Below are 12,842 nucleotides of genomic sequence, written 5' to 3'. Positions count from 1 at the left end.
CGGCCTGCGCCGATGCCGGAACGAGGCCGAGAATGAGGGAAGCGGTACAAGACTGATGGCCAGACGGGACATTCCCCGCCGCCCCGAGGGCGGCAGGTCGGAGCCGCAACCCAAGAGCAGATCGATGCTGGGCCGATGGGTTCGGCGGTTGCTTGCCTGGGGTGCCGGCTTTGCGCTGCTCGGCACGATCGGGCTGGTGGTGGCCGTTGCCGTCACGGTGCGCTCGCTGCCCGGCTATGGCGAACTGAAATCGAGCCAGACCGGCCAGATGATCGTGGTGCGTGCCGCCGACGGCTCCGAGATCGTGACCCTGGGGCCAAGCTACGGCAAGTGGATCCCTTACGAGCGCATCCCGCAGGACATGAAGGATGCGATGATCTCGGTCGAGGACCGGCGTTATCGCAGCCACTGGGGCGTGGACCCCATCGGCATCGTCCGTTCGCTGATGGTGCGCGTGGAAAGCGGCACATGGAAGCAGGGCGGCTCGACGATCACGCAGCAGCTTGCCCGCAACATCTTCCTCAATAACACCAAGACCTTCGGCCGCAAGGCGCGCGAATGGGTGCTCGCGCTGGCGCTCGAACAGAAGTTCTCGAAAGACCAGATCCTCGAGCTGTACCTCAACAAGGTCTACTTCGGCGGCGGTGCCTATGGCATCGACAGCGCGGCACGGAAGTTCTTCGGCCATTCGGGCGAGGAAATCACGCTGCCGGAGGCGGCGATCATCGCCGGGCTGGTCAAGGCGCCGTCACGATATTCGCCAACGGCCGATGCCGAGGCCGCCGTGGGCCGCGCTGGCGTGGTTCTGCAGACGATGCAGAGCGCGGGCGTGTTGACCGCGCAGGAAGCGCAGAGCGTGGACCTGAAGGCCGTGAAGATGGTCTCGGACAGCGCAGGCCAGAACTCTGCACGCTATTTCACCGACTGGGCGCTGCCGCAGCTCGACCTGATCCTGCCGGAGAACGACAAGCCGATCGAAGTGTGGACCACGCTCGATCCGATCGCGCAGAAGGCCGCGACCAGCGCAGTGGCCGGATTTGCGCCGAAGGGCGCGCAGGGCGCACTTGTTTCGCTTGATCGCGACGGTGCGGTTCTCGCCATGGTCGGCGGCACGGACTATGTAACCTCGAATTACAACCGCGCAGTCAACGCCGTCCGCCAGCCCGGTTCGGCGTGGAAGCTGTTTGTCTATCTCTCGGCGCTCGAGGCGGGATACACGCCGGATGACCGCGTGGTCGACGAGCCGGTGACGATCGATGGCTGGACCCCGCGCAACGACGGCAATCGCTATGCGGGCGAGATCGACCTGCGCACGGCCTTTGCCTATTCCAAGAACACCGTGGCGGCACAGCTGGGCAATGAAGTGGGCTTCGGCACCGTTGCCAACATGGCGCGCCGCTTTGGCATCACCACGCCGATCAACACGCTGCCCTCGATGGTCCTGGGTTCGTCCGAAGCGCGCGTGATCGACATGGTGCGCGCTTTCGCCTCGGTTCAGGCAAAGGGCATGTCGATTACGCCCTACGGCATCCGCAAGGTGACGACGACCGACGGCGAAGTGCTCTACACGCACCGCACGGAGACCGCGCAGCAGCTTGTCCCGCCCTATGTCGCTGCCGCGATGACCGACCTCATGCAGACCGCGGTCAATATTGGCACAGGCCGCGCTGCGCAGATCGGCAGGCCGGTTGCCGGCAAGACCGGCACGACATCGTCGAACAAGGACGGCTGGTTCCTGGGCTTTTCGAGCGGTATCACCACCGGGGTGTGGATGGGGCGCGACGATGCCAAGGCCGTGCCCGGCCTGCAGGGCGGCGCCGCACCGGCGCGCGCCTTCGCGGCCTACATGAAGGTCGCCACGCGCAAGCGCCCGGTCGAACAGTTCGACACTGAGCTCAAGCTGCCGGAATGGCAGCTCGAACCCGATGATGAGGCGATGCAGGGCAACCCTGACGATTACTTCTACGTCGACGAGCAGGGCAACCTGGTCGACCCGTCGCGCCGGCGCGGTGATGAGGGCTTGATTGATCCGAATGCACCGCCCGAGGGCATACCGCCGGAGGTGCCGCAGGCCGCGAACGACGATTTCCTCAACCGCGCTACCGGTCGGCGCGATGGCAACGACCCGGCAGCGGCAGGCGCGAGGCCCCGTCCGACCAATACCCCGCGCCCTGTTCCCCAGCCATGAGCATGCCAATCAGGAATTCTCGAGCCTGAACCTTTCTGCGGTTCGGGCGTTTGCCTGAGCGAGAGGGAAGGCTGCGGGCCTTCCGCCAATCAGGAGACGTGTAATGAGCCTGCTGCAATGGGCCGTCGCAGGAGCGGCGGGATACGCAATCTGGCGCGTGGCGCAGAAGAATCGCGAGGAACATGCACCGGCCGCTTTCGCGCAAGGCGAGGAGTCGGGCGGCAACTTTGCCAAGGTGCGCAGTGCCGGCACCGAGGGAATGCGATCGGACCCCAAGCGCTGGGACAAGGTCGACCAGGCCTCGGACGAGAGCTTTCCGGCGAGCGATCCGCCGGCAACCTATTGATCGGCGCGCGCAAGTGCTTTGGTGACGGCCGGAGGGTACTCCGGCCGTTGCTGTATGGGGGGACGGTTATTTGACGACGTCTGCCTCGTGCCACACGACCGCCTGTGCCACCTTGATGCAATCCATCCCGCCGTCATAGGTCATCGCGGGTGAGCCATAGAGCCGCCAGCCTTGCGCCAGCGCCTCGGATACCCGCTCGCAGAAGGCGCGGTCGTCCTTGCCTGTCAGCAGGCGGTAGACGGGGCGGTCATCGGGGGTCTGGTACATCATGTTCCTCGGCAGTCGATATGCCAGCAGAACAGCGCGCCGTCCTCCGCGTCAAGCCGTTCGGCCATCTGAACGAAACCGTTGCGCTCCAGCACCCGCTGCGAGGCGATATTGTCGGTGCGCGTTTCGGCATAAAGCGCATCAACGCGCGGGTCCGATCTGGCCCAGTCGACCAGCGCCTTCAGCGCTGCCGATGCATGACCCCGCCCCTGCGATCCTGGTGCCACGCCATAACCGATCTGCAGCCGGCGCTCCTCGAGCACCGACGTGACTGACATCAGGCCAACGAGTTCGTCATCTGACACGACAAGCCACGCCGGGGGCGAGAAAATCTCGCCAACAGCCTCGGCCAACCCTGCCAGCATTGCCAGTACTTCCGGTTCCGCCACCGGCGTATGCGGCAGGACTATCGCCTGCTCTGGCGGCCGCCCCTCAAGCAGACGCGCGAAGTGCGTCGGCGTTGCCGGGACGAGACGGACGGTCACAGAATGTATTTCGACAGGTCTGCATTGCCGGCAAGGTTCGCCAGTTTCTCGGCGACATAGGCCTCGTCCACCGTCACCGTCTCGCCGGTGCGGTCCTCGGCATCGAAGCTCACTTCCTCGAGCAGCTTTTCCATCACCGTCTGCAGGCGGCGGGCGCCGATGTTCTCGACGCTTTCGTTCACCTGTGCCGCCGTGCGGGCAATGGCGCGGATGGATTCCGGCGTGAAGTCGAGCGTGACGTTTTCGGTTGCGATCAGCGCACGGTACTGTTCGACGAGGTTTGCGCGCGTTTCCGAAAGAATGCGCACGAAGTCGTCTTCGCTGAGCGCCTTGAGTTCGACGCGGATCGGCAAGCGGCCCTGAAGTTCCGGCAACATGTCGGAGGGCTTGGCCACGTGGAACGCGCCCGAGGCGATGAACAGGACGTGGTCCGTCTTCATCGGGCCGTACTTGGTGGCAACCGTCGTGCCCTCGATCAGCGGCAGCAGATCGCGCTGCACGCCTTCGCGGCTGACCGATCCGCCACGCACATCGGACACGGCAATCTTGTCGATTTCGTCAAGGAAGACGATGCCGTTGGTCTCGGCATTGCGGATCGCCTCGCGCGCCACGTCGTCCTGGTCCATGCGCTTTTCGGCTTCTTCGTCGACCAGCTTGTCCCAGGCGTCGGCGACGCGCATCTTGCGGCGCTTGAGCGCCTGTTTGCCGAAAGCCTTGCCCATCATGTCCGACAGGTTGATCATGCCGATGCCGCCGGGCATGCCCGGAATCTCCATCGGCGCAGACGGTGTATCCTCGACCTCGATCTCGACCTCGACGTCGTTCATCGAGCCATCGGTCAGCCTCGCCTTGAAGCTTTCGCGCGTTGCTTCGCTGGCACCATCGCCGACCAGCGCCTTGAGCAGGCGGTCCATCGCGGCCTTGCTGGCAGCGTCTCGCACGGCATCGCGGCGGCGCTCCTTCTCGAGGCGGATCGCCTCTTCCACGAGATCGCGGGCAATCTGTTCCACGTCGCGGCCGACATAGCCGACCTCGGTGAACTTGGTGGCTTCGACCTTCACGAACGGGGCATCGGCCAGCTTGGCCAGCCGGCGGCTGATCTCGGTCTTGCCGCAGCCCGTCGGTCCGATCATCAGGATGTTCTTCGGACTGACCTCGTCGCGCAGGTCTGCCGAGAGGCGCTGGCGACGCCAGCGATTGCGCAGCGCGACAGCGACGGCCTTCTTGGCATCGGTCTGGCCGACGATGTGTTCGTCCAGCGCGCGGACAATGGCCTTGGGGGTAAGGGAGTCGTTCATCAGATTTCCTCGACCGTCACGCGGTCGTTGGTGAAGACGCAAACTTCGGCGGCGACCTGCATGGCGCGGCGCGCGATCCTCTCGGCGTCGTCTTCGTAGTCAGTCAGGGCGCGGGCAGCGGCGAGCGCATAGTTGCCGCCCGAGCCGATTGCGGCGATTCCGCCTTCCGGTTCAAGCACGTCGCCATTCCCGGTGAGGATCAGCATCGTCTCGGCATCGGCCACGATCATCAGCGCTTCGAGATTGCGCAGGTACTTGTCGGTACGCCAATCCTTGGCGAGTTCGACCGCGGCGCGCATCAACTGGCCGCGATGCTGCTCCAGCTTGCGCTCCAACCGTTCGAACAGGGTGAAGGCATCAGCCGTTGCACCTGCGAACCCGGCGATGACCTTACCATCTCCGATGCGGCGCACCTTGCGGGCATTCGGCTTCATCACCGTGTTGCCCATGGAAACCTGGCCGTCCCCTGCGATGACGGTGCGGCCGTTCTTCTTCACCCCGATGATGGTGGTGCCGTGCCACTGGATAAGGCCGTGGCTCGCCCTGCTGTCGTCCATCGCCGCGATATGTGGCGCGCCGCGGCGAATTCAAGCCACGGCGATGTCTGTCACTGGGGCGATCAGCTGCCGTTGGGACCGGTGCCGGTCGCACCGCCACCGGCGCCGCCCGGAATCGCGCCGACCGCGCCGATGTTGCCGAACAGATCCTGGAAGAAGCTGCGGTCGCGCCCGAGGGTTGGCGTCTTGTCGCTTTCGGGCGAAAGGCGGACAACCTTGGCCATGCCTTCACGTGTGAGCGAGGTGACATTGCCGCGCGGGTCGAAATCCACGACAAGGATCGACTGGTTGTCGGTCCTGGGACGGTTGAATGGTCGCTGTTTGGTGTTTTGCGCGATATAGTACCACGTCTGCCGACCGAACTGGCTGGTGAAGGTCGGGCGGCCCAGTGTGCGTTCGACCGAGAGCTTGTTGTCGACGCCGGGCTGGACGGAGGCGACCAGTGCCTCGTCGATGATGTAGCCGCGATGGTCCTTGATGCTGGCACAGCCGGACGCGGCCACGCCGAGGGCGAGCACCGCCGCACCCTGCACCATCAGCCGCATGTTCCGCATTCGCAAACTCCGCTCTTCACTTATCGCCGTCATGCCCGTTTGCATCGGGAATGCACAGCCTATATCGCCGAGATCAATTGGGCGACCCTTAGGGTCCAATCTGGATTACCGCAATGCCGCCCGCAAGCAGCCTGCTGGACGGCCGAGATTTAATCGCCCCTGAACGGGCGGAATGCCAAGGAATGCCGTGATGTCGCTTCTTACCAAGCTGTTCGGACGCAAGCAGGATGATCGCGCCGTCGCGCGGCCCTTGTGGCACCGCACTGTCGAGATCGCGCGCGAGAAGGAATGGTACCGCGATTGTGGTGTCGCCGACACGGTGGGCGGGCGATTCGACATGATCACGCTGATCCTGTCGGTCGTGCTGATCCGCATGGAGCGTGACGCGGAACTCGTCGAGCCTTCGGTGCGGCTTACCGAACTGTTCGTCGAGGACATGGACGGGCAGCTGCGCGAAAGCGGCGTGGGCGACGTTATCGTGGGCAAGCGCGTGGGCCAGTTGATGAGCGTGCTGGGCGGGCGCCTTGGTGCCTATCGCGAGGCGCTGGCGGCGCGGGACGAGGCGCTTATGGCCGAAGCGATCAGCCGCAACGTGACCTTGCACGATGGCACCGATCCGCTGCTGCTGACGCGGCGCGTGCGCGCTTTCGCCGCCGGGCTGGACCTCGTCCCCGCATTCCGCGTTCTCGATGCGGAGATCGGAAAATGACCATGAATTCAGAGTTCTCGCGCATCGTCGATCTGCGTCAGATTGGCGACGAGCCGGTGGTGCTGGAGCCGACCGAGGCAGAGCGCAAGCGTCTTGCGGCGCGTTTCCAACTCTCGGAGGTGAAAGCCATGCAGGCGACCATCTCTCTGAGGCAGGAGGGGGACTCCGTGGAGGCAAGAGGCCATCTCGCCGCCTCCATCGTGCAGGCCTGCGCGATCTCGGGCGAGGACTTCCCGGTGACGATCAGCGAACCCATCTCGCTGCGCTTCGTCCCACCCGGCGCGGCCCATGATCCCGACGAGGAGATCGAGATTACCGCCGACGATTGCGACGAGATCGAATACGAAGGCACCAGCTTCGATCTGGGCGAGGCCGTGGCGCAGAGCCTGGCATTGGCGATCGATCCCTTTGCCGAAGGACCCGATGCCGACAAGGCGCGCGCCGAGCACAATCTCGGCGGCGACGTTGCCACCGGCCCCTTCGCCGCGCTGGCCGCACTGAAGAAAGACTGAGCGTTTGGCTGGACCTCCGGGGCGCGGTCGGGACCTGACGAGCGGGCCGATCCTCAAGACGCTGGTGCTGTTCTCGGCGCCGACGCTGGCATCCAACATCCTGCAATCGCTCAACGGCTCGATCAATTCGATCTGGGTGGGGCGGATGCTGGGCGAGGGTGCGCTGGCGGCGACTGCCAATGCCAACGTGGTGATGTTCCTCGTCTTTGCCGCTGCGTTCGGCTTCGGCATGGCGGCCACCGTCAAGATCGGGCAGGCCTTCGGCGCGCGCGACGTGCTGGCGGCGCGGCGGACGTTCGGCTCGGCGGTGGGCTTTTGCGTGCTGCTGTCGCTGGTTGTCGGCACGCTGGGCTGGCTCTTTGCGCCCGAACTGCTGACGGCAATGGCCGCGCCGGGCGAGACCTATGCCTATGCGCTGACCTACCTGCGGGTGATCTTCATCGCCATGCCGGCCTCGATGATCACGGTCATGCTGGGCATGGGCCTGCGGGGCGGGGGCGATGCGGCGACGCCGTTGAAGTTCATGGTCCTGTCTTCGGTGCTCGACGTCGCGCTCAATCCTTTGCTGATCGGCGGTTTCGGGCCGATCCCGGCCATGGGCATCGCCGGAGCGGCTCTGGCGACGGCGATTGCCTCGTTCGTGTCGATGGCGGGCATCGTCGCCTATGTCTACGTCAAGGACCTGCCGTTGCGGCTGCGGGGGCCGGAGCTCAAATGGCTGTGGCCGCGCCGGGACGAGCTCGGCTACATCCTGACCAAGGGCCTGCCGATGGGCGCGCAGATGCTGGTTATCTCGGCGGCGGGCATCATCGTGATCGGCCTGGTCAATCGCGAGGGCCTGCTGGTCAGCGCTGCCTATGGTGCGGCGCTGCAGTTGTGGACCTATCTTCAGATGCCGGCGATGGCGATTTCCGCTGCGGTCAGCGCCATGGCCGCCCAAGCGATCGGCGCGGGCCTGGACGAGCGGCTCCACCGCATCTCGCGTGCGGGGGTCATGCTAAACCTTACGGTGACCGGTGCACTATGTGCATTGATCCTGCTGTTCGACCGGCCGGCGCTGGAGCTGTTCCTGGGCGCGGCCAGCCCTGCGGTGGATGAGGCGCGTCATATCCAGTTCCTGGCCAGCTGGAGCTATGTCCTGTTCGGAATCACGATGGTGCTGTTTGGCACGATGCGCGCAGGCGGGGTGGTCTGGACGCCGCTGATCATCCTGTCGATCGCCATGTATCCCGTACGTCTGGGCTTCTATTACGCCTTCTACCCGAGCCTTGGCGCGGATGCCCTGTGGCTGGCATTCCCGGTCAGTTCCGCAGTTGCCGTGGTGCTCTCGGTCCATGCCTATCGCCAGCCACAATGGCGCGATCGTGCGCGGGCGGTGCCGGACGAGGAGTGCGAGGAGGAAACCCATGCCGACGCGGATCCCGCCGGACGCATGGCGCCGAGTCTTTAGGGTCCTGACCTTTGGGGCCCGTCAGCGGCTCTGGGCGCGCCAGCGCTGGACCGTGCGTTCGACCGCGCGGTCTTCGCCGCCGCTCTTGCTCCACAGCTCGTAGAACGAAGGGTCATTCGAGGCGGGGCGCTTGATCGCCTCGAGCTCGTCGAACGAGACGCGCATCGGGATCGAGACGCCTTCGCCCGAAATGATGCATTCGCGGTTGCGCAGCGCAGGAATCGTATCGACGAAGCCGCGCGCGCCTTCGGGCATGGCCGCCTTGACGAAGGCCTGGTCGCGCTCGTTGTTGAGGCGCATGGCAATGATCGTGCCGCACTGCGAAAGCACGCCTTCGGCAAGGTCTGACGGACGCTGGGTAATCAGGCCCAGCGAGACGCCGTACTTGCGGCCTTCCTTGGCAATGCGCGAGAGGATGCGGCCGACCGAAGAGCCGTCCGAGTTCTTCTCGCTCGGCACGTAGCGGTGGGCTTCTTCGCAGACCAGCAGCACGGGCCGCGTCTCTTCGTCGCGTGCCCAGATGGCATAGTCGAACACGAGGCGGCTGAGCACGGCGACGACGGTGGAAGTGATTTCCGATGGAACGCCCGAAACATCGATGATCGAGATCGGCTTGCCGTTGGCCGGCATGCGGAAGATCTTCGAGATGAACTCGGCCATCGTGTCGCCCACCAGCATCCCTGAGAACATGAACTGGTAGCGCGGGTCGCTGCGGATTTCCTCGATCTTGGTCTTGAGACGCATGTAGGGAATCGAGTTGGTGCCCTTGTCGAGGCGGCCCATCTCGTTCTGCAGGATGATCATCAGGTCCGACAGCAGATAGGGGATCGGCGAATCGACCGTGATCTTGCCGATCTGTTCGGCAAGGCGGTTCTTCATGCGCGCCGCCAGCAGGCACTTGGCCAGGATGTCCTCGTCAATCTGGCGATCCGTGCCCGACGAGGTGATGAGGATTTCGCAGTGTTCCTCGAAGTTCATCAGCCAGTAGGGCATCTGCAGGTTCGACACGTCGAGCAGTTGCCCGGTGACGCGAAACGCGCTGGAATATTCCCCGTGCGGATCGATCATCACGATGTGGCCTGAAGGCGCCATCTCGCAGATGCGGTGGAGGATCAGCGCGGCAGCGGTCGACTTGCCGGTGCCGGTCGAACCGAGCAGCGCGAAGTGCTTGCCAAGCAGGGCATCGACATAGAGCCCGGCGCGGATATCGCGCGTGGGGAAGACGGTGCCGATCGAGATGTTGGTCCGGCCATCGCTGGCATAGATCTGGCGCAGGTCGTTGCTGGTGGCAGGATAGACCAGTGCGCCGGGGACAGGATAACGGGTAACACCGCGGCGGAAGCCATAGATCTTGCCGGTCAGGCGCTCTTCCTCGCCCTCGCCAAGGAAATCGATCTGGGCGACCACGCCGCCATCGACGGTGGTATCCTGCCGCTGCGTGCGCACGCTGGCGAGGAGCCACGAATTGCCGACGCGAATCTTGATCTGGCTGCCGACCTTGCCCGACATCGACACCGAGGGATCGAGGTCGGCCGAGCACTGCTCGAGGCGGGCGAGATCAAGCGCGATGGCCGAGCTCGAGCCGGCAACATCGCGCACGAAGCCGATAGGGTGGCGTGCGTTCTCTGACCCAAGGGCATTCTGGGGTGCCGCCAGAATGGCCGATGCCGATCCGGCCTCTTCCAGGTTGGCGGCAGGCGCCATGAATCCCTGCATCCCCATTTCGGACATTGCGCAAAACCCTTTGGCCATTGTCGGCTGTGGGTCTGGGACTATCCGTTTCGGGTTAAGATCGGCTAAACCAACGAAAGGCAGTGGCCAATTCAGCTTCGGGCAAAGAGCCTGCCCGCGATCCAGCCCATGGCGACCGAGACAATGACCGCAAACAGGCCATAGAGCCACCCGTTGCGATCGGCGGCGACAGCGACGAAGCGCTCGAACCCTTCCTTCTTCACCTCGATCCGGGTGATCGCCGAAGCCACGACCTTGCCCCCGCGGATGGCGAAGGTTTCGGCGGTATAAGTGCCGGTCTGCACGCTTGATGGCAGACTGATCCGGGCCTGATAGAGCACCTGACCGCTGATCTTCACGCTGCCCTGATCCTCGCGGTAGAGGCCCTGCCGCCGCATCAGATCGACCAGCCCTTCGGAAAAGCGCTGCTGTTCACGAGGTTCGATAACGCCAATGGGCGAAAGCTGGAGCCACTTGAGGCCGAGTTCGTAGATCGCCGCTGTCTTGTCGTCCACGATCTGCGCGATCGGGCGGGAGGAGGCAATGGCGAAGTAGCTGGGCGCCGAGCGGAATTCGAGCGAATCGGCATTGATCCACATGCCCGCGATCTTCTGCTTTTCGCGCAGGACGATCGACTGCACCGGGCCTTCGAGGACGACGACGATATCGTAATCCTGCGCGGCGCGGCTGCCTTCGGGGCTGAGGATTGCGCCGAACAGGAGCAGGTCGGCCCCGGTAAAGCCCTGGCGGACCTGGATTTCGTGCTGCGAGATCTCGGGCACGAGAATCGGATCGCGCGCACCCAGGAGGAGCAGGCAGGCGGCAAGAGCGGCGCGGCGCATCCGCACGCGGCCGGTCACAGCGGAACCACCGTGTAGATCTCGTCCGGGCGATAGCCGAGCCCGAGCGCCATGCGCAGTGCTACCGCAAGGACGATCACCGCAAGGATCAGGCGGAGCTGTTCGGGCTTCACCTTCTGGGCAAAGTGGGTGCCGATCTGCGCGCCGGTGACCGAACCGACCAGCAGCAGCCCGGCCAGCACGATGTCGACCGCACGCGTGGTGAGCGCATGCATCATCGTGGTGACCATGGTGACGAACAGGATCTGGAACAGCGACGTTCCGACCACTACGTTCACGCCCATGCCGAGGATGTAAAGCATCGCCGGCACGAGGATGAAGCCTCCGCCAATGCCCATGAGCATGGTGAGAATGCCGGTGGCAATGCCGAGCAACAGCGGCGCCAGCGGCGAGATATAAAGGCCCGAGCGGTAGAAGCGCCACCGCAGCGGCAGGCTGGCGACAAGCGGATGATGGCGGCGCTTGCGGGCAGGCAGCGGCTGGCCGGTCTTCTGCGCGCGCAGGGCGGTGATGCTTTCGTGCGCCATCAACCCGCCGATGCCGCCAAGCATCAGCACGTAGAGGATGTTGATCACCGTATCGATCTGGCCGAGCGACTGCAGCAGGCGGAACAGCAGAGAGCCAAGCCCGGTGCCGATCACCCCGCCCGCCACCAGCACTGCGCCGATGTGATAATCGATCCCGCCCCGCCGGGCCTGGGCGAACGCGCCGGAAACGCTGGCGCCGGTCACCTGGCTGGCAGCCGATGCGGCGGCGACGGTGGGGGGCACGCCATAGAAGATCAGCAACGGCGTGGTCAGAAACCCGCCGCCGACGCCGAACATGCCCGAAAGCAGCCCGGTCAGCGCGCCGAGGCCGACGATGACCAGCCCGTTGACCGACAGGTTCGCGATGGGGAGATAGACGTCCATTGCCGTGTCAACGCTAGGCCGGGCGGTGCGTGCCAGCAACCCCGCCAAGCCGGTTTGCGGCCAAAAAACTGTGGCTCAGAAGGCGGAGGTGACCGTCATGGTCGGGCCGCTGCCGGGCCGGGCGTTTCCGGCGATGCGGAAGCGCCAGTCGAGCGCGACGCGGGTCGGTCCGACAAGCTGCCCGCCTTCGAGCCGGAAGGCCACGCGCGGGCCCACATCAAGCCGCACGGCTCCTTCCTGCCCGCCTGACCACATGCCGACCCCGGCGCGCAGATCGCCATTGCGCGAAACGACGCGCCGGACCGGATGATCGAGCAGCGCCTGCGCATCGAAGAAGGCGGTGGCGCCCTTGCCACCGGCGTAACCGGCCTGCCCATAAGCCTCGAGCCGGAAGCCGTGCGGCAGGCGCTGCCAGGGCAGTTCGGTGATCAGTGTGGCGACGGGGCGCACCTGCATCGACGAGCGGGTGGTATCCTGAAGGCGCGCTTCGACGAGGGCGCGGACAGGCAGGCGGCGGACCGGGCGGATGCCGAGGCCCAGCGCGACCTCCTTGTCCTTGCCGGGGGCGTTGATGGCGAGCGAGGTGCGCAGATAGCCATAGGAATCCTGCGGCTCGCCCTTGCCGAAGCGGTAGCGGACGATGGCACCTGCCTGGCTGGCACCATACGACGCCGCACCGGGGGCCTGCGCCGCCGAACCGCTGCCGGCGCGCATCAGCAGCCAGTTCTCGCCGCTCCAGCGCGGATCGTCCTTGGCCACGAGAGGCTCGTAGAATTCCTGCGGATCGGCGGGTTGGCTTCGGGCTGGGGCGACGACGGCGGTGCGGGGCGGCAATGGTACGAGCAGGGGGTGTTGAGGCAGGAACAACGGGACAACAGGTGTGGCTGCCGGGAGCGATGGTCCTGTTGATGCCGCAGCAGCCGGCCGGACGGAAGCTTGCAACGGGGTGATGCTTGTCATGGGTGGCTGAGGGC

Annotated in this window: 14 protein-coding genes; 5 read left to right on the top strand and 9 right to left on the bottom strand. The window is 65.2% G+C overall.

Annotated features, from left to right (window positions below; translation table 11 throughout):
* Positions 1-55 precede the first annotated feature (55 nt).
* Both AX703_RS21200 and AX703_RS21195 read left to right on the top strand, forming a co-directional pair.
* Positions 56-2,188 carry a transglycosylase domain-containing protein gene (locus AX703_RS21200; RefSeq protein WP_062347019.1) on the top strand — a complete coding sequence of 711 codons (2,133 nt, stop codon included), beginning with the start codon at positions 56-58 and terminating at the stop codon, positions 2,186-2,188.
* A gap of 103 nt (positions 2,189-2,291) precedes the next feature.
* Positions 2,292-2,534 (top strand): hypothetical protein, encoded by a 243-nt coding sequence (locus tag AX703_RS21195; RefSeq protein ID WP_062347017.1) that lies wholly within the window; start codon positions 2,292-2,294, stop codon positions 2,532-2,534.
* Positions 2,535-2,600: 66 nt separating this feature from the next.
* Here the strand turns inward: AX703_RS21195 and AX703_RS21190 are convergent, their stop codons facing one another.
* The 5 genes from AX703_RS21190 to AX703_RS21170 form a co-directional block, all read right to left on the bottom strand.
* On the bottom strand, positions 2,601-2,801 hold the full coding sequence (locus AX703_RS21190; protein WP_039333448.1) for a DUF1737 domain-containing protein: 201 nt from the start codon (positions 2,799-2,801) through the stop codon (positions 2,601-2,603).
* On the bottom strand, positions 2,801-3,286 hold the full coding sequence (locus AX703_RS21185; protein WP_062347015.1) for a GNAT family N-acetyltransferase: 486 nt from the start codon (positions 3,284-3,286) through the stop codon (positions 2,801-2,803). Before AX703_RS21185 ends, AX703_RS21190 begins: the two co-directional genes overlap by 1 nt.
* The gene (gene hslU, locus AX703_RS21180; protein ID WP_062347013.1) at positions 3,283-4,584 is read right to left on the bottom strand and encodes an ATP-dependent protease ATPase subunit HslU; all 1,302 of its coding nucleotides are present in this window, start codon (positions 4,582-4,584) and stop codon (positions 3,283-3,285) included. Before hslU ends, AX703_RS21185 begins: the two co-directional genes overlap by 4 nt.
* The gene (gene hslV, locus AX703_RS21175) at positions 4,584-5,141 is read right to left on the bottom strand and encodes an ATP-dependent protease subunit HslV (protein WP_062347011.1); all 558 of its coding nucleotides are present in this window, start codon (positions 5,139-5,141) and stop codon (positions 4,584-4,586) included. Before hslV ends, hslU begins: the two co-directional genes overlap by 1 nt.
* A gap of 62 nt (positions 5,142-5,203) precedes the next feature.
* The gene (locus AX703_RS21170; RefSeq protein ID WP_062347009.1) at positions 5,204-5,695 is read right to left on the bottom strand and encodes an outer membrane protein assembly factor BamE; all 492 of its coding nucleotides are present in this window, start codon (positions 5,693-5,695) and stop codon (positions 5,204-5,206) included.
* A gap of 190 nt (positions 5,696-5,885) precedes the next feature.
* On the opposite strand from AX703_RS21170, the gene AX703_RS21165 reads away from it, so the two are divergent.
* Genes AX703_RS21165 through AX703_RS21155 form a run of 3 tightly spaced genes read left to right on the top strand, consistent with a single transcriptional unit; the run spans position 5,886 to position 8,366 of the window.
* Positions 5,886-6,404: a ubiquinol-cytochrome C chaperone family protein gene (locus AX703_RS21165; RefSeq protein ID WP_039333455.1), complete on the top strand. Its 519-nt coding sequence runs from the start codon at positions 5,886-5,888 to the stop codon at positions 6,402-6,404.
* The gene (locus AX703_RS21160; RefSeq protein WP_369821046.1) at positions 6,401-6,916 is read left to right on the top strand and encodes a DUF177 domain-containing protein; all 516 of its coding nucleotides are present in this window, start codon (positions 6,401-6,403) and stop codon (positions 6,914-6,916) included. Before AX703_RS21165 ends, AX703_RS21160 begins: the two co-directional genes overlap by 4 nt.
* Positions 6,917-6,920: 4 nt before the next feature.
* Positions 6,921-8,366 carry an MATE family efflux transporter gene (locus AX703_RS21155; protein WP_062347005.1) on the top strand — a complete coding sequence of 482 codons (1,446 nt, stop codon included), beginning with the start codon at positions 6,921-6,923 and terminating at the stop codon, positions 8,364-8,366.
* Positions 8,367-8,387: 21 nt separating this feature from the next.
* Here AX703_RS21155 and AX703_RS21150 read toward each other — a convergent pair whose 3' ends face one another.
* The 4 genes from AX703_RS21150 to AX703_RS21135 all read right to left on the bottom strand — a co-directional run bounded on the left by AX703_RS21150 (position 8,388) and on the right by AX703_RS21135 (position 12,702).
* Positions 8,388-10,097: an ATP-binding protein gene (locus tag AX703_RS21150; protein WP_039333458.1), complete on the bottom strand. Its 1,710-nt coding sequence runs from the start codon at positions 10,095-10,097 to the stop codon at positions 8,388-8,390.
* Positions 10,098-10,189: 92 nt separating this feature from the next.
* Positions 10,190-10,939, bottom strand: coding sequence for a TIGR02186 family protein (locus AX703_RS21145; protein ID WP_062347041.1), 750 nt, complete (start codon positions 10,937-10,939; stop codon positions 10,190-10,192).
* 14 nt (positions 10,940-10,953) lie between these two features.
* A complete protein-coding gene (locus tag AX703_RS21140; protein ID WP_039333460.1) occupies positions 10,954-11,868 on the bottom strand; it encodes a sulfite exporter TauE/SafE family protein in 915 nt (304 codons plus the stop codon).
* A 75-nt stretch (positions 11,869-11,943) separates the two neighbouring features.
* On the bottom strand, positions 11,944-12,702 hold the full coding sequence (locus tag AX703_RS21135; RefSeq protein ID WP_062347003.1) for a hypothetical protein: 759 nt from the start codon (positions 12,700-12,702) through the stop codon (positions 11,944-11,946).
* Positions 12,703-12,842: the final 140 nt, after the last annotated feature.

The sequence above is a fragment of the Novosphingobium sp. CCH12-A3 genome (assembly GCF_001556015.1).
GTDB classification, from domain to species: Bacteria; Pseudomonadota; Alphaproteobacteria; order Sphingomonadales; family Sphingomonadaceae; genus Novosphingobium; species Novosphingobium subterraneum.
The sequence above is the reverse complement of the archived record's forward strand: the minus strand, read 5'-3'. Positions and strand labels throughout refer to the sequence as shown.